Origin of the sequence: Pseudoalteromonas sp. P1-25 (assembly GCF_001401805.1) — a bacterium.
GTDB lineage: Bacteria > Pseudomonadota > Gammaproteobacteria > Enterobacterales > Alteromonadaceae > Pseudoalteromonas.
The window spans coordinates 1-22,158 of the sequence record NZ_LKDW01000024.1 but is presented as its reverse complement, the minus strand read 5'-3'; the positions used below and the strand labels follow the sequence as shown (position 1 = coordinate 22,158).

The window sequence follows — 22,158 nt, the reverse complement described above, 5'->3', positions numbered from 1 at the left end:
AAAGGTATACCATTAATGTTTATTTAATGTGAGTGGCTATGCCGATTATTTACTTTTTATAAACTGTGTGGGTGTGCAATGGTGCCAACGTAAAAAGGCGCGATTAAACGAGCTTTGATCTTTAAAGCCTAACAGGTTAGCGAGTTCGCTAAGTGGGAGCGTGCCAATTAACGTGTGGGAGCGGTTTTTTCTTTCTTGTTCTAGTAATTGCGCAAAGGTTACATGTTGTTTTTTTAAATGGCGTTGTAGCGTGCGTGGTGTTACGTTTAATGCGCTTGCAACACTCATAAGCTGGCAATTTTGTAGCGTTGTTTTAGTAGAAAGTAACTGTTTAACTTTTTCTACAAGACTTTGATGGCTTTTAAAGTGTGATAACTGCTGCTGTGAAAGCTGCCTAAATGTAGCATTTACAATGGCGTTGTCGGTTTTAAAGGCAAGGTCTAAATAACGACTGGGAAAGCTGATTTGATTATGTGCTGTACCGCTTGTAATAGGGCACTTAAACCACGTCTCTAACTGATGTGTGTGCTTTTTAGGCCAATTATGTATAAAGCTGATACTGCTTGGGCAAAGCGATGCGTTTATTAGCTGGCGAATAACGCTTACCCAAGCGGTCATGTTTCGTAGTACAACTTGTTCATTACAATGAGGATGAGCATGCCAGCGAACCGTGGCGGTGTCTGCAGTTTGCAAAAACTGCGCTTTACCAATATCTGCCACTAAGCTGTCGTAATTTAACAGTGCCTTTATAGCGCTACTTAGCGTATCGCTCGATTCAATTAAATAGCCCAATATACCGTAATCAGCGGGGCGAATGTGCATACCTAAAGTAAAACCAAACAGCGGATCGTTTAGCGCTTTTTGGCCGTACTCAAGCAGCGCGTTGTAACTTTGTAAGCTAATACGCGGTGCTAGTTGCTGACTACGCTTGCGACTAAATTCAGTAAACTCGATAGCATTAAGAGCTGTACTAGAATCAATACCTTGGGTTTGCAAGTAATCTAAAATGCTCGAAAAGTAATGATCAGCCAGTGTATGCATTTGTCGTCTAAAGCTAAAAAATGGTCGTGTATGAGCAAGCTTGCCATGTTCAATTTTTATATGCTAGTTACATGAGTAATTATCTTCGCTGTAACCAATGATCTTTATATCAATAAAACAAACGCTTAATGCAGAACCTTTGCAAATAATAACCACCTTGTTGGATCATCAGCAGTTAGATCGTTTTTTTAATGCCAAGTTTGAGCTAATACAAACACAAAATAGTGGTGAGCTAAAAGGCGGTAAAGGCGCCATTAGGCAAGTAAAAATGGCAAATGCCACGTTTAATGAGCGTATAATAATGGCTAACCCCAGCCATATTTGCTATCAAATAATCGGTGATAAGCCTGTGGCACACCATCAAGGTGATATTTATTTAGTTGCTAATGCAGGCGCTAAAAGCAGCACTACCGAGCTTACTTATTGTATACGCTGTAAAGCGCCATGGTGGCTGCCAAATGCTTTGCTAAAACACCTAATTAGTAAAGATATAACCCAGGCATTAAATAAATTGCAGCATTACTTTATGGCGGGCAAAGTATGAACTCAGAAATTATTTTACTTGCCCTAAGCCCTGTGTTTTTAGTATTTGTGTGCTTTGAATTTGTAAAATTTAAGCGCTATTACAATATAAAAGATAGCCTAGCAAACACTGTTTTAGCCTTGCTGCACCAAGGCGCGGATGCAATAGCATTGCTGCTACTTATGCCATTTTTTTATATGCTTTACGAATACCGCTTATTTGATATAAAGCTAAGTATATTAAGTGTTGCTTTTGCATTTTTGCTGCAAGATTTTTTGTACTATTGGTTTCATCGTGCATCGCACCATATTCATTGGTTGTGGGCGGCCCATGTGGTGCACCACAGCTCCACTAAAATGAATTTTACCACTGCGTTTAGACAAAGCATAATGTACCCAGTAGCCGGCATGTGGGTATTTTGGATGCCTATGATACTGCTCGGCTTTGACCCTTTAACCGTATTTAGCGTAGTGGCCCTTAATTTGGCGTATCAATTTTTTGTGCATACGCAAATCGTAGGCAAGTTAGGCTGGTTTGAAAGCGTATTTAATACGCCATCGCACCACAGGGTTCATCATGCAATTAATAAGCACTACCTTGATAAAAACTTTGCCGGTGTGCTTATTATTTGGGATAAATTATTTGGCACATTTGTAGAAGAAGACAAAAATCAGCCCTGTAAATACGGTATCGTAGGGCAGTTAAATAGCAATAACCCACTAATAATAACGTTTCATCAGTGGGCTCATTTATTAAAAAGTACCTATACGGCGAAAGGGTTAAAAGCTAAATGCAAAGTGCTATTTGGCTACCCAACCAGTAGTGTTAAAGTTAAAAACGAGTGATTTAGCCAAGTGGCTTTTTACTTCTTGGCGCGCCGAGTAAAATAAACATATGGCAAATACAAATAGATAAAAACGCACTTACCCCTAGCGCACCGCCATAACCATCAAGCTTTGGGACTAGGTATTCAAATAAAAACGAAAATAAAATAGATGAGCTGGTAACGGTATAAATACCAAACCTATGTGGGGCACTCATGCCTATAAATGTGCCGCCAAAAAATACGACTGAGTATAAGTCGGGGTTTAGGTTTAAAGCAGTTAATAGTAAATAAGCAATAATAGAAAGCGACGCCGAGGCTCGTATGCCGTCAAAACGATTATGTTTGGCTAAGTAAAACGTTAAAAATGCACCTAATAAGGCTATAAATGGGTATTCTAAATTCATAAAACCACTCCTTTAGCCAACATAAATAAAGCCACGCTTGCAAAGGCAACACTGCCAAGCTTACCGCCAAATCCGGTAAACATATTTATTGTAAGCACATATAAACTGGCGCCAATAACTGAAATTATGGCTATTTCCCAATAGCTTGTAATCAAATGCGTAGAACACATGCCGGCAAAGCTACCTGCGTAAATAGCCGCATAAGGGTGGTTTTTAAATTGTTTAGGAAAAGGAATAAACGAGCCAATAAGCCCCGTTAGCGCCGCCGAAATAACTAAAGGCAGAGCAAAAGTAGTGTGCATGGCAAAGCAGGCAACAAAGCCTAAAAAGAAAGTTATAAACTTTAAAAATAAGAATTTAATCATAGTGGCACATTTTAAACTAATCCTTTTACGCTTTCTAACTATCTCTAATAAATAAAATGTGGGGGCTAGCGTTAATTGTTATTAAGACTATTTTTTAAGCTTTGGTGGTATTAACTATGCTTACTTTTGGCTGTTAATGTTTCATAAATTATATTTTATGTATAATAGAGGTTATTAATATACAAATTTAAAAGATTAAAGGTAATTTATGTCTAACTGTTTGCACTTGGCTATACCCGCGGGCGATCTAAAAGTGGCTAAAACGTTTTACTGTGATGTGCTTGGCTGTAAAACAGGGAACAGCGAAGAAGGGCGCTGGGTAGACATAGACTTTTGGGGTAATGAGCTCACATTACACCAAAGCGAAGAGCGCCTACCCACTGTGCGCCATGATGTAGATATGGGGGCTGTGGCGGTACCGCATTTTGGTATTCACTTATCAGAAGACGAATTTAACGGTTTAAAAAAACGTATAGAAGATGCGGGGCTTGAATACCTAGACAAACCTTATCGTCGTTTTGTTGGTGATGAGTTTGAACAAGAAACCTTTTTTATCGAAGATCCAAACGGCAACGTGCTTGAAATGAAAACCATGGTAAACCCTGAGGTTTTATTTAAAAAAGCATAAGCAATATTTATTTAAAAAAAGGCCACTTTTGTAGTGGCCTTTTTTGTACCTATAGGTGAAAATAATTACACCGTATGAGTGATATTTATTCACTCTACAGTACGGACTTTAAAACGTAGACTAACACGCAACTCTCATACTTTATGGTTGTTTATGTTGCTGTTAAAACTCACCTTTGCGCCGATACTTTTATTTTTTATTCACTATGCCCAAAAACGCTTTGGCAGCTTTGTAAGTGGTATTATTCCTGGGTTACCTATCACATCAGGCCCTATTAGTTATTTCATTGCGCTTGAGCAAGGTAAGCTATTTGCGAGTAATTCAGCTGTTGCGTCGCTGTATGGCATGAGCGGTATTGGCTTATTTTGTTTTTGTTATGCCGCCATGCTTGCAAAATATGGGGTCGTTAAAGCGCTGTTTGCTGCATTAATACTGTGGTGTACTTTTAGTGCATTTACCTTGTTATTCCCGGTGAGTATTGCCTTTGCATCGCTGCTTTCGCTAGGAACATTATGGGTGCTTGCGCTGGCCTCAAGTAAGTTAAAGTTTGCGCCCGATGCTAAACCTTTTATCGCGGCCTGGGAGCTGCCTGTAAAAATGCTATTGGTCAGTTGCTTTATTGTTTTAGTTACGTTTTTATCAGCAAATATAGGCGCTATGTGGAGTGGCTTGCTATCTACCTTCCCGGTGATATTAGCGGTAATGGGCAGTATTGCGCATGCTAGTAATAAAAAATACTCAGCGTATAAGGTGCTTAACGGTGGCATTATTGGCTCGTTAGGCGGCTGCGTATTTTTTGCTGTAATTGCACTGGCGCTTAAGTTTGAATTTGTGATTTGGCAGGTATACGCTGCGGCTGCAGTGTGCTCAACGTTGTTTACCATTATTATGAGCCACTATGTAAACCGTAAACAATTTGCAAAGCCGGTTACGGTTTAATAGTAATAAGCTATATTGCTTAAAATTAGCCATCTACTAATGTGAGTGGCTTAACTTTTCGTTGTAACTTTTCATGGTACATGGCAGTGTCGCCCGCTTTTAAAATTTCATCAATAGAGTAGGGCGGTTCACTAAATACGGTGGTTCCCACGCTGGCTTTAATGGCAATAGGGTCGTTGTTGTGATTTATTGTGAGCCTATTTAAGGTGGTTTTTAAATGATGAGTTTTAGGGCTTACCTGCGCATTTTTATAAAAGTGCGCTAGCACTACAAATTCATCACCGCCTAAACGCCCTACAGCATCGTTGCTGCGAACACTACTTTTTAAGCAAGTGGCGACTTTGCATAAAGCATCGTCACCTACGGCGTGGCCGTAGGTGTCATTTATTTGTTTAAAGTCATCTAAATCTATATACATTAAGCACAATACACCGCCTTTTTTAGTGTGTAAATCTATAAGCGAAGATGATTTTTTAGCCCAGCCTCTGCGGTTTAAAATACTACAAAGAGGGTCGTAGTCGGCTTCGGTCTCGGCGCGCTTTTGTGCGATTCGCATTCGGCTAATACGCCTTGATACCGCAACGGCTAACAAAAATGATTCAACCGCAAATGCTAACACAAACCCATAACGCTGCATAAACGGGCTTTGGTTAATAAGCAGCACCCTAAAGATCATACTGACTAACACAAGGCTAAGCGCTACAAAAACGAGTGTTGCTTCACGTACCCCCTTGAGAGCTTGCATAGCTGCCAGTGTAAAAATAACAGCCACAATAAAGAGTGAACAATAAGACATCACATACCCTGCTATTGTCCAAAAAAACAGGTTTGTAAATAGCATTTTAAGTACTGCACTTAGCATGACAGCACAGGCTAATGCTTTGAGTAACTTAGTTAATCTAGGCCAGCGTTTGTTTGTTTCTAGCAAAGCGAGCATAAACCATGTGGCACTTAGCACAGTTAAACCAATACTGAGCAGATATAAATTAAAAATAACGCCAGATACATGCTGTGTTACAAATAAATACAGTTGCCCTTCTTGTAATAAAATAAAGCTACCAATACAAAAAATATAAATGCTGTAGAGCTTAAATACACTTTCGTTAAGCCTGTGCCCCATTATTAATACATAAAAAATAAGCGTTATGCATAGCCCATAAAATGATCCCATAATCAGCGAATGTTGCTGCGTTTTTTCAAAATAAGTATGGGTGTGTTGCCATTTAAATCGCGGTGTGTAATTAAGCTTTGACTCTAATGTTATTGTGGCTGTAAAGGTACCTGAGTCCATTAAATAGGCGACTTGGCCTGATTTTAATGGCGCTTTTATCGTATTTTTTTGCCGCCAAGTAAAGCTATCAAGTCCTGGGCGCAAAAAACTGAGTACGCCAGCGTTTTCAAGTGAGCAATTAATTTGGTATTGATTAACACCGCGCTGAGCTGTCAGTTCAGAAGGAGTATTTACCTTTAGCACAGAGGCCGGCGTGGATGAATTTAAGTGCTTTATTTTGCATACATCGGCAGCATGAGAATCAAAAGTAATAAATAATGCGAGCAAAAGAATAAAAATAAAAAAGAACGCTTCTTTATTTTTAGGTGGGAAAAAAGTCAATCTATTACTTTCATAGCTCATAAGCGGATCCAATTTTTTACTACTTTTTTATACTAGCAGAGCCGCACTATTTAGCTATTAGTTTACTGTTTAATAAGGTTTAAAAGTGCGCGATTAAAATCACTCTTACATGTGTAAGTGCTCTATGTACAAAATAACACGCTCAACAACTCAACTTTAAACGTAGTGTTTATAATTAACCAATAATATCGATATTAATGTTTTTAAATGATGATAGTAAACTGTGTTCATCGGTTAGCAAAACTAACACCTTATAAATTTACACAGGATAAAACGCATGACACTACTACAAAAAATATTAAACTCTAAAGCAGGCGCAGCAGCACTTATTTTACGTGTACCAGTGGGTTTAATTTTAGCAGCGCACGGCGCGCAAAAATTATTTGCTTGGTTTGGCGGTTACGGCCTTGAAGGCACAGGGCAGTGGATGGCAAGTATTGGCTTAGAGCCTGGATACTGGTTGGCTTTAATGGCAGGCAGCGCTGAATTTTTTGGCGGTATTGCATTAGCACTTGGTTTATTAACACGCCCAGCAGCCATAGTTACGGCGTTTACAATGTTGATTGCTATATTTAGTGTACACATTAACAATGGTTTATTTATGGCTAACAATGGTTACGAATACGCACTTACTTTATTAGTTGTAACTGCTGCGCTTGCTGTACAAGGGGCTGGTAGCTTTTCGGTTGATAGTGTTATTGCTAAAAAGCTAGCTGATAAATAGCTCTAGGAATTTATAGTTAAAAAATAGCGGCTAATTTAGCCGCTATTTTTGTTTGAGTTGAGGGCTATATTATTTAGTCAAAAAAGTTAAAGAGTAGTTGTACTGCTTTTGCTCAAGTAAATATTCTTTATGGGTACTAGGGCTCCACGAATCATCGCCGCCAACACCCATATGTTGATGATCAATATGGATATGTAAGCAATCATCAGCTACTAGCTCATTAGTGTGCTTTGCTTGCGATAACATATTTTGTGAGTACTCACTGGCCGCAAATAAAAACGCACCAGTTACGGTTAAATTATTAACGCTTAGTAATTGGCAATCACTACGTACGCCGTTATCGGTTGGGAATATATACGGTGTATGTAGCTCATTTAAGCATAAGCTGTAATAACCTAAACGCGCAGCTGCTTTGCGATCTGGGTAGTTTTCAAATGGGCCTAAACCAAGCCAATCTACTAGAGTATCGCTTTGTTTATTAAGCGTTGTGCTTAACCCTATACGCGGCATGGGCGGCAAAGCATCGTTTAGTTGCACATCAACATTTAAGTTAATTGCACCTGTATTATTAAGCGTATAAAGCCATGTAGTTTTTGCTTGTACTGCGCCATTAAATCCATAACTAAATACACAGGTAATACGTATATCTACTTTTGATTGCACAACTTCAAACAAGTGACATGTACGCTGCCACTGGCCAAGACCCGCTCTTAGCCAGCGCGCTTCCCATGCGTTAGGGTCTAAGTTGTCTACTTCGCTTACGCCTATGTCGTTATCAAGCGCTGCGCGGTAAAAATTATCAACTAATGGGCTTTTAATAACTGGGGTTTTATTGTGTAGCCATTGCTCAATAAGGCCTGTTTGACTATTAAACACTAGTTTAAAGCTATCGCCTTCAATACTAAGCTGTGTGTTAGTTTCGCTAATATTTAGAGCACCATGTGCTGAGGCTACAAAAGTGGGCTTAAATGTATCAGCGTTTAAACTTTGGCTATTTATAAGCTTAAATTGCTCGGTGTTTAATACATGCTCGGCACTTGCAAAGCTTGAGTCGTTAATCAATGCTACATCTAAATTAAGGTGATATTGCGCACCGGCTTTAAACACCGTTTTTGTATTAACAGTGATTGTTTGCGTGCTTTGTGGAGCAATATTAATAACTTGCTCGCCTTGCTCTATACATCGCCCATTTTCTATTAACTGCCAAACCAGCTTTTCGTTATCTGTGTGTCTAAATACATAATCGCTAAATACATCAATGCTGTATTGGTTTTTAGCTTGCTCACGCAGCGTAAATTGTAAATGCTGCTGGCTGTATTTAGCTTCAAACAAGCTTGGATGCGGCGTGCGATCTGGAAATAATAAGCCGTTAATACAAAATTGGCGGTCGTTTTGTTCATCACCAAAATCGCCGCCGTAGGCCCAGTAATGCTCTCCGTTTTCATCGGTTTTAGATAAACCTTGGTCTACCCAATCCCAAATAAAGCCACCTTGCAAACGCGGGTACTCTCTAAATGCTTGCCAGTAATCGTCAAAGCTACCTAGGCTGTTACCCATTGCATGGGCGTACTCACATAAAATGAGTGGGCGCGTTTCACCTGGAAGGCTTAACCACTTTTTAATAGAGTATTTAGGTACGGCGTCATCGGCAACATGCGTATCTACACGGGCATACATGGGGCAGATAATATCGGTTGCGGTGGTATTTGCGCCGCCACCTTCGTATTGCACTGGGCGCGACGGGTCAAAGCTTTTTGACCAGCCATACATAGCATCGTGATTTGCGCCGTGCCCGCATTCGTTACCCAATGACCAAATAATAATAGAGGCGTGGTTTTTATCGCGCTCAACCATTTGTGTATAGCGCGACATAAATGCACCAGCCCATTGCGGATCGCTGGCAAGCCTACCCATAGGAAACATGCCATGGGTTTCTATGTTTGCTTCGTCTACTACGTATAAACCTAGTTCGTCACACAGCTCGTAAAAACGCGGGTGGTTAGGGTAGTGAGCAGTACGTACAGCATTAAAGTTATTTTGCTTCATCAGCTTAATATCTTCAATCATGTTGGCGGTGCTAACTGTGTGGCCGTTTTCAGGGTGGTGTTCATGGCGATTAACACCGCGAATAAGCAGCGGTTTGCCGTTTAAGCAAAGCTGCCCGTTCAGCATTTCTACTTTTCTAAAGCCAATGTTGTAGGCTTCAGCCTCTACGGTGTTGCCTTGTTCATCTAACAGGCTTACAACACAGCGGTATAAATAAGGGGTTTCAGCGGTCCATTTTTTAGGGTTTTGTATATCAATTGTTTGAAATACAACATCGCTCCAGCCGCCTTTTTCATCAACACGTTTATTGTTAGTGCTTTGGATTTGCGGCTCACACAGTGCTTGTTCACCATCAAAAACCTGTACGGCTACTTGGTAGTTATTTGGCGCACCTATTGCCGTTTTTATATGTAGTGTTGCATCGCGATAACAGGCGTCTAAATCGGGAGTTATAAATACATCGCGTATTTGGTGCTGGGGTTTAGTAAGTAAATTAACATCGCGGAATATACCGCTTAGCCACCACATGTCTTGATCTTCTAGGTAACTGCCATCGCTCCAACGAATTACCATAACCGCAATGCGGTTAGTGCCTGCAACTAGTAAATCGCTTAAATCAAATTCACTGGGTAAGCGGCTATCTTGCGAGTAGCCCACCCATTGGCCATTACACCATAGGTGAAACGCCGAGTTTACGCCTTCAAAAATAATATGATTACGCTGCGCTAATTGATCTTCCGTAATAGTAAACTCAGTGCGGTAGCAACCTGTTGGGTTATCGCTTGGTACAAATGGCGGGTTTACGGCAAAGGGGTATTTAACATTACAATAAATAGGTTTATCAAAGCCGTGTACTTGCCAGTTAGAAGGCACTGGAATACGTTGCCAGCTGTTGGCGAGTGTTTCACTTAGCAATGACTCATCAACCGCTTCGGGTTTATCAAATAATTTAAAATCCCACTGACCGTTTAAACTTTGCTTTTGTGATTGCGTGTTTGTAAGGGCATGCTCAACCGTTTTAAAACCATTAAGAGGGCTGTGCGCTTTTACTTGATTAACTTGCACCGAAATTGGATTTTCCCAATCGCGGCGGTTAATTATGTGCTGAAGTGAGTTCATTTGTGTCCTATTGCATGTGTGGCAATTGTAGTGGCTTAAATATAGCTAAAATAATGCATTGAGGTTATGCTTAAAGCTCTCTTGTATTTATCCAAAACTATCATTTAAATTATGCGCAACACCATTGTAGATGTACTTGATATTGGCCCCGAGTGTACAGAGCGGTTTATTGATGTAGCGGCGCTCGCTCAAGCCCCAGATCTGCACATAACACTAGCAGGGTGTTCTAATTTATCGGGGCGATATTGTGTTGCGCGCTCATCGCCTTTAGAGCACACCCTGTTTTATACATTGTCAGGCCAAGGAAAGCTTACAACAGAACATAACAAATATACGTTGACAGAAAATACGCTGATTGTGTTACCTGCTAAGCAAGGCTTTGAAGTGAAAATTGATGCTCCGCATTGGGATGTTATTTGGTTAAACCTTGCAAATACTCATCGTTGGAAGCACTTAAATTTGACTGAGGCGCTTGTACTTTATGAACAAAAATTAGAGTCATTGCATTTAGCTATGGAGCTTTTATACAGTGAGAAAAGCGCTACTTTACGTGAAGGCGTTATGCCTATTTTAAGCCATTATTTAAACACTACGCTGCAAAGCGAAGCGCAAATAGGCGGGCAAAACAGGTTAACCAGCTTGTTTTTAGAGATAGAAGAACGCTTACAGTTTGATTGGACAATAGAGGCTATGTGCGAACACGTGCATTACTCAGCGCCGCATTTACATAGGTTATGCCAAGCACAATATGGCAAAAGCCCAATGCAGCAGCTAATTTATTTACGTATTAAACGAGCTAAAAGCTTACTACTAAATACCCGCTGGCCAGTTGCTCATATTGCCGCTTATGTGGGGTATCCTAATATATTTAATTTTTCTAAACGGTTTAAAAAATCAGTGGGTGTATCACCAAGCGAATTTAGAAAATAACGTGAGCGGCTCTCTACATTTGAATAAATTTAATGTATTGTGCGCTTTCTTAAATTGCATTTTATAGTTTTAGGTAGGTAATGCGCTCAAACTACTTTTTAGTTGTGATACTTTTAGTGCTTGTGCATAGCTTTATTAGCTGTGACGCTGCTGCGTATCATTTACAAGAAGAAGTAGATCATGCCACGCATATTCACGCTCATAGCGATACCAATGACGATGATGCGCAATCACCTACTGAAATTCATGCCCATCAGCATTGCCACTGTGGCTACTACAGTACGATAAACCATTCAATAAGCCCTGAGCAAAGCCAAGCCACAAACAATGCTTGTTACAATGGTTTAAATTACCCACCAGATGTTCCGCCACCTAATTCTTATAGCTAGTTTCTAATTTTAAATACTTTGTAAATAACTGCCTGCGCATAAGTGCTGTTAGGCTAGTTGTGTGCATATTTAGGTTGCTTGATCGCGCATGTTTTTAATACAAGTGCAGTGATTAAGCCAACTCTGTTTGTTAAAAAACGGACATGCTATATGAATAAAAAACCACTAATGCTGGTGGCGCTACTGTGCGCATTATCCACACAGAGCGCTTTGGCAAAAAAAGAGCCTCAAAACGTATTAACGCTTAAGCAAGCGCTAATAAATACCGAGCAGCAAAATGCAGTGCTTAAGCGCTATCCTTATCATCAAAAAATCTTAAGCGCTTTAAAAGACCAAGCTGCACTTAAGCCTAATCCCGTTGTAAGCTTTGAAGCTGAAAATATTATGGGCACTCAGGCTTATAGTGGCATTAAAGGGGCGCAATACACATTGGCGCTAAGCCAATTAATAGAGCTGGGTGATAAACGCCAACAGCGCGTAAATTACGCAACAGCTAATATAAAAGCGCAAACAATTGAGTATAAAAACACTCGGTTAGCACTTTTAGCCACCACCGCTGAGCGTTATTACCAAGTACTAAAATTTCAGGCGTTAATTACGTTAAACAGTGAGCGTAAACACACTGTTGAGCAGGCGCTTAACGCAATTGAAAAGCGTGCTAAAGCAGGTGCTGCCTCAAGTGCTGATGTAACTCGTATGCGCTATGCATTAAGCCAAGTAGATCTAAATATGCTCATGTTAAAAAGTGAATTTGAGCGTGCCCGTTTAGCGCTTAATGAGCTTTGGCAAAAACAGGTATATAGCGATTATTATGCAGGTGATTTAAGTTTCATTGCCCCTCTTAAAAGCGAGCAAGCACTGCTTGATGCGGTTAATAGTGCCCCTGAGTTTGCATTGCTACAACAACAATATGTGCAACAAACTGCCAACTTGGCACTGCAAAAATCTACGGGTCAAAGTGATTTAACGCTAGGCGGCGGTGTGCGTTATAACCAGCAAGCTGACGCCAGCTCGTTTGTGTTTTCGTTTTCAATGCCGCTGCAATTAAGCAATTCTAACAGTGGTAATATTGAGGCGGCGCAGCATCAACTTACCTTACTTAATGAGCAACAAGGGCAATTGCGTATACAGTTGCGCCAACAAATACGCACGCTGTATGCGTACTACCAAGGTAAAACTGAGCAGGCACAACTTTTAGCGCAGCACGTTATTCCTCAAGCGCAAAAGCTTATAGAACAAAGCTTAAAGAGCTATCAACAAGGGCAAATCTCGGTATTGCAATTGCTAGACGCGCAGCAAGCTTTATTTGATTCTAAACGCGCTCTTATCAACACCCATAGCGAACTATATCAAGTACTACTTACTCTTGAGCGCTTAACTGGCCAATCTTTAATTGAGACTCATCAATCATGAACAAAACACTTATCGCATTATTAGTTACGCAATTTTTTGCATTCCCATTATTAAGTAGCACGGCTATGGCGTCGGCTAATCATCACGCAGAAGGTCATGAAGAAGGCCATGAAGATGAACACCAAGTAAAAGGCCCTCATGGCGGGTTTTTACTCACCAATAACGTGCTTGATTTAGAGCTTAAATTAACTCAGTTTGCTGGTAATACCGAGCTACGAGTATACGGGTATGATAACGAAGATGCTGTGGATATAAATCAGTTGGACGTAACCATAAACGTACAGCGTTTAAGTGAAAAACCACAGCTTATTCGCTTTAAAGCCGAAGATGACTATTTGGTCAGTACCGTAAGCGTGAATGAGCCGCACTCGTTTAAGCTTGATGTAATGGCAAGTTATAAAGGGCAAAAAATTAACTACCACTATGAGCAAGAAGAGGGGCGTACAACCCTAAGCGAGGCAGCAATTGAACGTGCTGGTATTAAAACTGAGATTGCAAAAGCGGGTAGCGTTGAACTAACCGATACTTTATTTGGTGTTATAGCACCCACTGCGCAAGGCAGCGTTGAAGTAATGGCGCCTTACATAGGTTTAGTTAACGATATATTTGTAAGCATTGGTCAACACGTTAAAAAAGGCGATAAACTCGCAAGCATTACCAACCGTGAAACACTGCAAAATTACATCATAAAAAGCCCAATGACAGGCGTTGTTACCGAGCAATATTTAAAGCGTGGTGAGCTTGCTAGTAGCGCGTTAATGCAAATAGTCAATCTTGAAACGGTATGGGTTGAGCTGTCCGCGTTTCCTGAAAATATTGAAAAACTTGCCATAGGACAAAGCGCCAAAGTATACGACCTACATCATCATTTACACGCAGAAGGTGAGGTGTTTTTTATCGCGCCTATGATGACGGGCGGACATATTGCACGTGCGCGTATTGCGCTTAAAAATCCTGACGGCCATTGGCGCCCAGGCATGCACGTAAATAGCGACGTTAGTATCGCAAATGTAAATGCTGCAGTGCGAGTAAAGGCTACTGCTGTGCAAGAGTTTAACGGTAAACCGAGTGTGTTTATTAAAAGCGGCAATGTGTTTGAAGTACGCCCTGTAAAACTTGGTGCTAAAAACAGCGAGTGGGTAGAGGTACTTGAGGGGCTGTCGTCAAACAGTGAGTATGTAACGCAAAACAGTTATGTAATTAAAGCCGATATATTAAAAAGCGGCGCAAGCCATTCACATTAGGAGGCAGCATGATTAACTGGATAGTTTCGTTTGCGGTTAAACGCCGCATGATGGTGCTTGCGCTCACGCTTTTATTTGCAGCCTTTGGCGTATATAACACCCAAAATTTAGCGGTGGATGCCGTACCTGATATAACTAATGTGCAAGTGCAAATTAACACTAAAGCACCCGGGTTTACCCCGCTTGAAGCAGAGCAGCGTATAACCTATTTAATTGAAACCGCAATGGCAGGTATACCCAAGCTTGATTACACCCGCTCGATTTCGCGTTATGGGCTTTCGCAAGTAACTGTTATTTTTAACGAAGGTACCGATATTTACTGGGCGCGCCAGCAAATATCAGAGCGCATTCAAAGTATTCGCTCAGACTTGCCTGCCAATATTGAGCCAAACTTAGGGCCAATTGCGAGCGGCCTTGGGGAAATTTTTACTTATTCTGTGCATGCAAATAAAGGTGCGCTCAAAGACGATGGCACGCCATTTAACGCAGAAGATTTACGTACTTTGCAAGATTGGATTATTCGCCCGCAGCTTTTAAAAGTAAAAGGTGTTACCGAAATAAACAGCCAAGGCGGCTTTGAACGCCAATACCAAGTAGCGCCAATACCTGAAAAGCTACTGGCTTATAAGCTTACGCTTAGCGATGTAATTACAGCACTTAAATTAAATAATAGTAACCAAGGCGCAGGGTTTATTGAGCGTTTTGATGGGCAATACTTAGTACGCTCGCCAGGACAATTAAAAACCATTGATGACATAGCCAACACCGTGGTTGCAAAGCGTGATGATGCGCCTGTACGCATAAAGGATGTTGCTAGCGTGCGTTTAGGCAAAGAGCTTAGAACAGGGGCTGCCACTTATAATGGCCAAGAAACTGTACTTGGCACCGCTATGATGCTTATTGGCGAAAACAGTCGTGTAGTGGCAAAAGCCATGGCCAATAAACTCAAAGATGTACAATTTAGCTTACCAGCAGGTGTAGTGGTTGAGCCTGTATATGACCGTACAAGCCTTGTAGATAAAACCATCGAAACCGTAAAAACCAATTTGTTTGAAGGCGCAGTGTTAGTCATTGTTATTTTACTGCTATTACTGGGTAACGTAACCGGTGCGCTTATTACGGCAATGGTTATTCCGCTTAGTATGTTATTTGCCATTACCGGTATGGTTGGCAATCGCGTGTCGGGTAATTTAATGAGTTTAGGCGCAATCGACTTTGGTTTAATTGTTGATGGTGCTGTAATTGTGGTTGAAAACTGTTTAAGGCAACTTGGCCTTGCGCAGCACAAACATGGCAGGCTACTTACATTAAATGAGCGTTTAAGTGTGGTAACCGCCGCCACTAAAGAAGTGTTCAGTCCAGCAGTATTTGGCATTTTAATTATTATGCTGGTGTATTTACCGCTATTTGCATTAAGTGGTGTTGAGGGCAAAATGTTTCAGCCAATGGCGTTTACAGTGGTTGCAGCATTAGTTGGCGCACTTATTTTTGCAGTAACCTTTGTACCTGCCGCTATTGCGGTATTTGTACGCGGTAAAGTGAGTGAGAGCGAAAATACGGTTATGCGCGGTATTAAAAAAGGCTATAAACCGTTACTTGGCTTATCGCTTAAGTTACCGTGGGTAATGCTAAGCATTGCTGCTGTGCTTGTAATTACACTTGGCTTTAAAGTGAAAAATATGGGTGCTGAATTTTTACCACAGCTTGATGAGGGCGATATTGCTATGCATGCACTGCGCATTACCGGCACCGGCATTGAGCAATCGGTAAAAATGCAAAAAGAGTTAGAGCAAGCCATTTTAGACATACCTGAAGTTGAAAAGGTATTTTCAAAAATTGGTACGCCCGATGTCGCAAACGATCCTATGCCACCTAACGTTGCCGATACATTCTTAATGTTAAAGCCACGCGAACAATGGCCTAATCCTGCTTTACCTAAAGAAGAACTGGTTAAGCAAATTCGCCATTTAGTAAATGAAGTGCCTGGTAATAACTATGAGTTTACGCAACCAATAGAAATGCGCTTTAACGAGCTAATAGCAGGCGTGCGGGCCGATGTAGCAGTACGTATTTATGGTGATGACTTATCAACATTAAAACAGTACGGGGAAAAAGCTACAACGCTTGTGCGAAGCATTACGGGTGCAACTGATGTACGCCTTGAGCAAATGGAAGGCTTGCCTACGCTTTCGGTTACGCCGCTTCGCGACCATATGGCGCTGTTAGGCTTAACCGTAACCGATATACAGCAAAGTGTAAGTGCTGCAGTAGGCGGTGTACAAACTGGGCTTATTTACGAAGGTGATAAACGTTTTTCGTTATTAGTGCGTTTAGATGAGCGTTGGTCTAGCGATGTAACACAGCTGGCTCGTTTGCCTGTGGCTGTGCCAAAAAGTGCTAATCCCGACCTTGCGTTTGTTCCGCTTGGCGAAGTAGCAACAATTAGTATTGATAAAGGGCCTAATCAAGTAAATCGTGAAAGCGGTAAGCGTAACGTTGTAGTCACTGCAAACGTAGAAGGGCGTGATTTAGCAAGCTTTGTAAGCGATGCACAAACAGCTTTAAATTCAGAACTTAATTTACCAAGTGGTTATTGGATTGAATATGGCGGCACGTTTGAGCAGTTAGAATCGGCAAGTAAGCGTTTATCGCTAGTGGTGCCGGTTACTCTATTGCTTATATTTGGCTTGCTTTATAGCGCGTTTAATTCACTGCGTGATTCGTTAATAATATTTAGCGGCGTACCACTTGCTCTGACAGGTGGCGTGCTTGCGTTATTGTTACGCGACATGCCGCTGTCAATATCGGCAGGCGTTGGCTTTATTGCGCTAAGCGGTGTAGCAGTATTAAATGGTGTGGTTATGCTGTCGTTTATTAAACAGTTAAGAGCCGACGGCCTTAGTTTAATAGATGCGATACAAACAGGTGCACTTTCGCGCCTGCGCCCAGTACTTATGACCGCTTTAGTGGCAAGTTTAGGGTTTATTCCTATGGCGCTAAATACTGGCACTGGCGCTGAGCTACAAAGGCCATTGGCAACGGTAGTGGTGGGCGGTATTATTTCATCAACTTTACTTACGCTATTAATATTGCCTGCACTTTATAAGTTAGTGCATGCAAAGTTTACTAGGCATCAAGCTGTTTAGTTCATAACGTAAAAAGCAGCTGAAACTTCAGCTGCTTTTTTGTTGTTAAGTAAACCATGCAGGTTAATTATATTGAAAAAGATTATCCCAGCGCTTATCCAAAACGGTTTTTGCTTGCTCTAAACTGATTGCGTTATACACCTCATTACTGCACGTGACTAAATGCATACGCTCCAATTTTGCAAGTGCATCGCTAATTTCAAAGTCGAGTTCGCATTTATACTTTGTTTTAAACCACGCCTCTATTTGCTCATCAAGCATTTGTGCGCTTAGGCCATTTGTAGATTTAAGTAAAAACGTATAAGCAAGCAGGGCTTCTTTTATGTCTTCTTCTTCAGCGGCGTCTATAAGGGTATGAAAAACACCGGCGTTATTATCGAGGTTTTTAAAGTAAAGGTTATCGCTAAGCGCTTTCATAAATTTAATTTTACGATTTTTAAATTTACTCCACTCTTTAAAAATAAAGCTGCCAAATACCCCCATACCAATAGCAAAGGTAATAAAGTGCTGCTGGGTCATTTCTACGGCCTCATTTCTAAAACCACCCCAATAAGCAATCAACGCAAATAACAATAAAATGGATGCGCCTAGCTTAGTAATTAAAACCACGGCACCGCCAATTAAAGCCGATGAGCCAATAATCACTTTATCAATAGGGCGCATACGTACTTCGCTATTAGGGAATAGCATTTCAAGGTCGGCTTTTGGTACATTTTGAAACAGCTTTACTATGGTCGAACTTGGTTCAAACCCTAAAGGTATTTTATTTTTAGCTTCAAAGTGGGCTTTATCTTTAAAACGAATGAACACCGCCACGCGGTCGTAATTAGTAAAATGCAGCTTTTTTTTACGAAGGCCCCAAAAGCTGGTTATGGTTTCAGTGAGTTGCGACTCGCCACGGCGATAAAAAACCACTTCTTCAAAGTCGTCAAACTCTACCTCAAGGCGCACTTTAAATAGTGACTCTTCGTTTAATGCATCTTGTAAATCTTGATTAGTGATCACTTCAAAGTTAGCGGCGTTTAAAACCTTTGCAAAATCTTTTGCAAAATCACGTTGGCACTGCGCTTTTTGAACATGTGAAACCGGCGCTAAAGATCGCGTGTCACTATTAGGATCAAAAGGGGCGTAGTTATTTTTAAGCGACTCAAGTGTTGCGTGATAATCGTAATGGATAAGGCTTGCTAATAAATCACAAAATTGTTTAAACGATGTTTGCTCTGAGCCGTTGGCCAACTCATCACTACACATATCAACAATATCTTGTTTTCGAAAGGGAATAAAACGTGCATTTTGCATTTTCTTGACTAATTTGGAAATGAAACTACCTTTAGGGATGTTAATTTATTCCCCGTCGAAATGCTAATTTATAGATTTACAAATAAATAAACTTTATTGAATCCAACTCGTCCTTTCATACGTTGTATTAGTACAGTAATTATATTTTGCTAGTTATTTTGTATTATTAATATTGATATTTAATTATGATTAAGTATTATTATTTTAATCTGTCAATAATTAAGCCAGTAAAAATGTATTGATTAATGTTAATATTTTGTTTTAATTACTGGATTTTATAATAATTAGATCTATTTTTAGCTAAGCCGCTGTTTACTCTCATTAACTATTTAGGATATTCACTTTGGAAAATATAAGTAAAGCTGTTGTTATTGTCGAACTACTAAGTGATGTATGGGTTGTTATGGATAATGGAGATTGGGTCAAGGTAGACTCTGTACCAGAGCAATTTGCCGATCTACCCGTATTAAACAGCAGTGATATTGCACTTGAAGAAAATAAGCTTGTTTTCTCTGAAGCGAATGAACAGCTTGTGGTCCCACAGGATATTATTTCGCAGCTTGTATCCGATTTAAGTCAAAATAGTACATTTGATGCCCGAAGTAATACAAGTAGTGTTACTTCTTTATCATCAAATGATGCCAATGACGCACAAGTGGCTTATCAACTTATTGCCCGCCAAGGGCAAGAGCTAGTTCCTGAATCTGGCTACGAAACCACACCCGTTGCTGATGCTGAGGTAGAAGATCCTGACTTTCTTGAATTTACACCTGATCCTGTTTTCAATGTAGGGCAACTCGGTGGCGATGGTATTTTTATTAATAAATATGACGCTGTGGCTTTGGAGTTTTCCGGCACTGTTGAAAATGTACCAGATGGGTCGATAGTACAAATAATTTTAAGTGACTCAGACGGCAACGAAATTATAGTCACAACTGAAGTTCAGGATGGTTTGTGGTCTGTTACTAATATCGATATCACAGCATTAAATGACGGTGAAGTTACTGCGACAGTGTCGTTAGTTGGCGGAGATGAAGATGACGCTGCTAGCGAGACAAAAATTAAAGATACTCAAGCAGATATTTTTATTGATTTTGAAGATGGCCTAAACACTAATCAGCCCATTGATTTCGAGGGCGAAGTGGTAGATGTGCAAGATGGACAGCTGGTAACAGTAACCATTTTTGATTCGCAAGGTAACCCCATTGCAACGTATGAGGCTACGGTTACTAATGGCCAGTGGAGTGTCGGCCCAGAACCTTTTGCTGACTTAGCCGATGGAAATTACACTATCCAAGTTAGCACTATTGATATAGCGGGTAATGATACTCAAACACAAAAGTCTTTCTCTAAAGATACAACTGCAATAATAACAATTGAAGTAAATGAAACCGAAGACGGCGTAATTAATAACTCAGAGAACATAGTACTGGTCAGCGGAACAGTTGAAGGTATTGAAGACGGTCAGATAGTGTCAGTTACTTTAACAGATGTTGATGGTAATGAAGTGACTGTTGAGGCTATTGTTGAAAATGGCCAGTATCAACTAGCAGTTGATATTTCTTCGTTAAGTGATGGGGAGATCACAGCAACAGCGCAAGCACAAGACTTATTAGGCAATGAGAGTAACTCTTCTCAAGTTATTTTACATGATAAAACCGCACAGCTCACTGTTGAGATAGACTCAACACAAGATGGTGTTATAAACAGCGAAGAACAGAGTAACGTGACGGTACGAGGTTTAGTAACCGGTATTGAAGATGGCCAAGCTGTAACTGTTGTATTGAGTGATGGTGTTAACCCCCCAATTACGTTAACGGCAATTGTAGTTAATGGGAGTTATGAAATAACCGGCGTTGATATTTCATCGCTAAATGATGGCACTATTAGCGCAAATGCAACTGCTCAAGATATTTCAGGAAATCCCGCGAGTGCTTCTGATGAAGCCCAATATGATAGCTCTGTTGCTGCAAGCTTAGTAGCACAAGATGTTGACGGGGTTATTAATAGCGCTGAGCAAAATAATGTACAACTCAGCGGCTCGGTTACAGATATTGAGGCAGGCCAATTAGTTACTGTTACTTTTACAGATAGTAATAATCAGCAAGTAGTTGTAACAACAGAGGTTGATGCTGATGGCAATTGGCAAATCAGTGGTGATATTGAATCGTTAGCAGATGGCGCAATTTCAGCACAAATTAGCATTTTTGATGCCGCTGGGAATGAGGCAACTCAAGAGGTTACTTTTGCAAAAGACACACAAAGCACGTTAACCCTTAGTATCGATAAAACCGAAGACGGCATTATAAATGGCAGCTCTGAAAATACCGACATTTCGCTCAGTGGCTTAGTAAATGGTGTAGAGGATGGCCAAGAAGTTACCATCGTATTTACAGATTCAGTAGGCAATGAAGTCGTTGTTACTGCAATTGTTGAAAATGGAAACTATGAGCTGTCAGGCGTCGATATTTCATCATTAGAAGATGGTGAAATTACTGCCACAGCAACTGTGTTAGATACGCCAGGCAATACCGCCACAGCTGAAGATACTTTTGAATTAGATAATAGCGCAATAATCACCGCGTCAATAGATAAAACAGATGATGGAGTCATTAACGGACAAGACGATGATCTTCGAGACAACGTAAATTCAGCAGAAAATGCAGGTGTGGTTGTACGCGGTACTGTAGAAGATGTGGAAGATGGCCAAATAGTTACTGTAACTTTGAGCGATGGCATTAATCCTCCTGTAATTACTCAAGCAGTAGTTCAAAATGGTCAATATGTTACTGGACCAATGGACGCAACTGGCCTAAATGATGGTACGATGGTCGCTACTGCAGAGGTTACTGATGCAGCAGGTAACCCTGTTAGTGCACAAGATAATGTTGAGATAGACACAACGGCAGCAATAACAACTAGCATTGATAAAACGGCTGATTCGGTTATTAATGGCAGTAACGAAAACCAAGAAATTGTAGTGCGTGGTACTGTAATTGGCATTGAAGATGGTCAAGTTGTCACAATTAGCTTAAGAGACGGTGTAAATCCAGACATAGTAGTACAAGCAATTGTTGAAAATGGTGAATATGTTACAGCTCCTATTGATGCAAGTTCTTTAAACGATGGTGATATTGTTGCCAATGCTGAGGTGTCTGACCTCGCTGGTAATGAAGCTATTGCAATAGATATAGTCGAAATAGATAAGTTAGCAGAAATTACAACCAGCATTGATAAAACAGCCGACGGCGTGATTAATGGCAATGGTGAAAGCGCCGCCATGGTTGTACGTGGCACGGTGAGCGATGTGGAAGACGGTCAAACCGTGACAGTGATCATCAGTGATGGCACAAACCAAGTTGAATCCACGGCACTTGTGCAAAACGGCGAGTATGTTACCGATCCGATTGATGCAAGCGCATTAAACGATGGCACACTCACTGCCACAGCCAGCGTATCCGATGTGGCAGGCAACCCGATTTCAGCACA

17 protein-coding genes are annotated in these 22,158 nt (G+C 40.7%); 11 read left to right on the top strand and 6 right to left on the bottom strand.

Going from position 1 to position 22,158, the window contains the following annotated elements:
* Positions 1-45 precede the first annotated feature (45 nt).
* Entirely contained in the window at positions 46-1,041 is a 996-nt protein-coding gene (locus tag AN393_RS14170; protein WP_055018432.1) for an AraC family transcriptional regulator, read from the bottom strand.
* Between the two features lie 97 nt (positions 1,042-1,138).
* Here AN393_RS14170 and AN393_RS14165 point away from each other — a divergent pair, with 97 nt between their 5' ends.
* Together AN393_RS14165 and AN393_RS14160 are read left to right on the top strand one after the other, a co-directional pair.
* Positions 1,139-1,585 (top strand): SRPBCC family protein, encoded by a 447-nt coding sequence (locus tag AN393_RS14165; RefSeq protein WP_055018431.1) that lies wholly within the window; start codon positions 1,139-1,141, stop codon positions 1,583-1,585.
* Positions 1,582-2,409 carry a sterol desaturase family protein gene (locus AN393_RS14160; protein WP_055018430.1) on the top strand — a complete coding sequence of 276 codons (828 nt, stop codon included), beginning with the start codon at positions 1,582-1,584 and terminating at the stop codon, positions 2,407-2,409. The genes AN393_RS14165 and AN393_RS14160 overlap by 4 nt, the downstream gene beginning before the upstream one ends.
* 1 nt (position 2,410) lies before the next feature.
* Here AN393_RS14160 and AN393_RS14155 read toward each other — a convergent pair whose 3' ends face one another.
* Complete coding sequence (locus AN393_RS14155) at positions 2,411-2,794, bottom strand: hypothetical protein (RefSeq protein WP_055015080.1); 384 nt, start codon at positions 2,792-2,794, stop codon at positions 2,411-2,413.
* Positions 2,791-3,096, bottom strand: a complete 306-nt coding sequence (locus AN393_RS14150) for a hypothetical protein (RefSeq protein ID WP_055018457.1) — start codon at positions 3,094-3,096, stop codon at positions 2,791-2,793. The genes AN393_RS14155 and AN393_RS14150 overlap by 4 nt, the downstream gene beginning before the upstream one ends.
* Before the next feature lie 271 nt (positions 3,097-3,367).
* Between AN393_RS14150 and AN393_RS14145 the strand changes: the two genes are divergently transcribed.
* Both AN393_RS14145 and AN393_RS14140 read left to right on the top strand, forming a co-directional pair.
* Entirely contained in the window at positions 3,368-3,787 is a 420-nt protein-coding gene (locus AN393_RS14145) for a VOC family protein (RefSeq protein ID WP_024033213.1), read from the top strand.
* A 153-nt stretch (positions 3,788-3,940) separates the two neighbouring features.
* Positions 3,941-4,726, top strand: coding sequence for a hypothetical protein (locus tag AN393_RS14140; protein ID WP_235575981.1), 786 nt, complete (start codon positions 3,941-3,943; stop codon positions 4,724-4,726).
* Positions 4,727-4,751: 25 nt separating this feature from the next.
* On the opposite strand, the gene AN393_RS14135 is transcribed toward AN393_RS14140, so the two are convergent.
* Positions 4,752-6,359 carry a diguanylate cyclase gene (locus tag AN393_RS14135; protein WP_055018429.1) on the bottom strand — a complete coding sequence of 536 codons (1,608 nt, stop codon included), beginning with the start codon at positions 6,357-6,359 and terminating at the stop codon, positions 4,752-4,754.
* Positions 6,360-6,636: 277 nt separating this feature from the next.
* Here AN393_RS14135 and AN393_RS14130 point away from each other — a divergent pair, with 277 nt between their 5' ends.
* The gene (locus AN393_RS14130; RefSeq protein WP_055015082.1) at positions 6,637-7,083 is read left to right on the top strand and encodes a DoxX family protein; all 447 of its coding nucleotides are present in this window, start codon (positions 6,637-6,639) and stop codon (positions 7,081-7,083) included.
* A 69-nt stretch (positions 7,084-7,152) separates the two neighbouring features.
* On the opposite strand, the gene AN393_RS14125 is transcribed toward AN393_RS14130, so the two are convergent.
* Positions 7,153-10,248, bottom strand: a complete 3,096-nt coding sequence (locus AN393_RS14125) for a beta-galactosidase (protein WP_055018428.1) — start codon at positions 10,246-10,248, stop codon at positions 7,153-7,155.
* 111 nt (positions 10,249-10,359) lie between these two features.
* Between AN393_RS14125 and AN393_RS14120 the strand changes: the two genes are divergently transcribed.
* From AN393_RS14120 to AN393_RS14100, 5 genes are all read left to right on the top strand, one after another.
* On the top strand, positions 10,360-11,178 hold the full coding sequence (locus tag AN393_RS14120; protein WP_055015084.1) for a helix-turn-helix transcriptional regulator: 819 nt from the start codon (positions 10,360-10,362) through the stop codon (positions 11,176-11,178).
* Between the two features lie 80 nt (positions 11,179-11,258).
* Entirely contained in the window at positions 11,259-11,567 is a 309-nt protein-coding gene (locus AN393_RS14115) for a hypothetical protein (protein ID WP_055018427.1), read from the top strand.
* Positions 11,568-11,717: 150 nt separating this feature from the next.
* A complete protein-coding gene (locus AN393_RS14110) occupies positions 11,718-12,980 on the top strand; it encodes a TolC family protein (protein WP_055018426.1) in 1,263 nt (420 codons plus the stop codon).
* Complete coding sequence (locus AN393_RS14105) at positions 12,977-14,224, top strand: efflux RND transporter periplasmic adaptor subunit (protein ID WP_055018425.1); 1,248 nt, start codon at positions 12,977-12,979, stop codon at positions 14,222-14,224. Before AN393_RS14110 ends, AN393_RS14105 begins: the two co-directional genes overlap by 4 nt.
* An 8-nt stretch (positions 14,225-14,232) precedes the next feature.
* A complete protein-coding gene (locus tag AN393_RS14100) occupies positions 14,233-17,370 on the top strand; it encodes an efflux RND transporter permease subunit (protein ID WP_055018424.1) in 3,138 nt (1,045 codons plus the stop codon).
* Between the two features lie 63 nt (positions 17,371-17,433).
* On the opposite strand, the gene AN393_RS14095 is transcribed toward AN393_RS14100, so the two are convergent.
* Positions 17,434-18,669 carry a TMEM143 family protein gene (locus tag AN393_RS14095; RefSeq protein WP_055018423.1) on the bottom strand — a complete coding sequence of 412 codons (1,236 nt, stop codon included), beginning with the start codon at positions 18,667-18,669 and terminating at the stop codon, positions 17,434-17,436.
* A 343-nt stretch (positions 18,670-19,012) separates the two neighbouring features.
* Here AN393_RS14095 and AN393_RS14090 point away from each other — a divergent pair.
* Positions 19,013-22,158 (top strand): Ig-like domain-containing protein (locus tag AN393_RS14090; RefSeq protein ID WP_235576205.1); only part of this gene is annotated, 3,146 nt, incomplete at its 3' end.

What these genes read in the sequence shown, in the direction of transcription:
- AN393_RS14165 (WP_055018431.1), top strand. Translation starts at nt 1,139, where the DNA reads ATGATCTTTATATCAATAAAACAAACGCTTAATGCAGAACCTTTGCAA.
- AN393_RS14105 (WP_055018425.1), top strand. Translation starts at nt 12,977, where the DNA reads ATGAACAAAACACTTATCGCATTATTAGTTACGCAATTTTTTGCATTC.
- AN393_RS14170 (WP_055018432.1), bottom strand. Translation starts at nt 1,041, where the DNA reads ATGCATACACTGGCTGATCATTACTTTTCGAGCATTTTAGATTACTTG.
- AN393_RS14160 (WP_055018430.1), top strand. Translation starts at nt 1,582, where the DNA reads ATGAACTCAGAAATTATTTTACTTGCCCTAAGCCCTGTGTTTTTAGTA.
- AN393_RS14150 (WP_055018457.1), bottom strand. Translation starts at nt 3,096, where the DNA reads ATGCACACTACTTTTGCTCTGCCTTTAGTTATTTCGGCGGCGCTAACG.
- AN393_RS14095 (WP_055018423.1), bottom strand. Translation starts at nt 18,669, where the DNA reads ATGCAAAATGCACGTTTTATTCCCTTTCGAAAACAAGATATTGTTGAT.
- AN393_RS14100 (WP_055018424.1), top strand. Translation starts at nt 14,233, where the DNA reads ATGATTAACTGGATAGTTTCGTTTGCGGTTAAACGCCGCATGATGGTG.
- AN393_RS14130 (WP_055015082.1), top strand. Translation starts at nt 6,637, where the DNA reads ATGACACTACTACAAAAAATATTAAACTCTAAAGCAGGCGCAGCAGCA.
- AN393_RS14145 (WP_024033213.1), top strand. Translation starts at nt 3,368, where the DNA reads ATGTCTAACTGTTTGCACTTGGCTATACCCGCGGGCGATCTAAAAGTG.
- AN393_RS14115 (WP_055018427.1), top strand. Translation starts at nt 11,259, where the DNA reads ATGCGCTCAAACTACTTTTTAGTTGTGATACTTTTAGTGCTTGTGCAT.
- AN393_RS14110 (WP_055018426.1), top strand. Translation starts at nt 11,718, where the DNA reads ATGAATAAAAAACCACTAATGCTGGTGGCGCTACTGTGCGCATTATCC.
- AN393_RS14135 (WP_055018429.1), bottom strand. Translation starts at nt 6,359, where the DNA reads ATGAGCTATGAAAGTAATAGATTGACTTTTTTCCCACCTAAAAATAAA.
- AN393_RS14125 (WP_055018428.1), bottom strand. Translation starts at nt 10,248, where the DNA reads ATGAACTCACTTCAGCACATAATTAACCGCCGCGATTGGGAAAATCCA.
- AN393_RS14120 (WP_055015084.1), top strand. Translation starts at nt 10,360, where the DNA reads ATGCGCAACACCATTGTAGATGTACTTGATATTGGCCCCGAGTGTACA.
- AN393_RS14140 (WP_235575981.1), top strand. Translation starts at nt 3,941, where the DNA reads ATGTTGCTGTTAAAACTCACCTTTGCGCCGATACTTTTATTTTTTATT.
- AN393_RS14155 (WP_055015080.1), bottom strand. Translation starts at nt 2,794, where the DNA reads ATGAATTTAGAATACCCATTTATAGCCTTATTAGGTGCATTTTTAACG.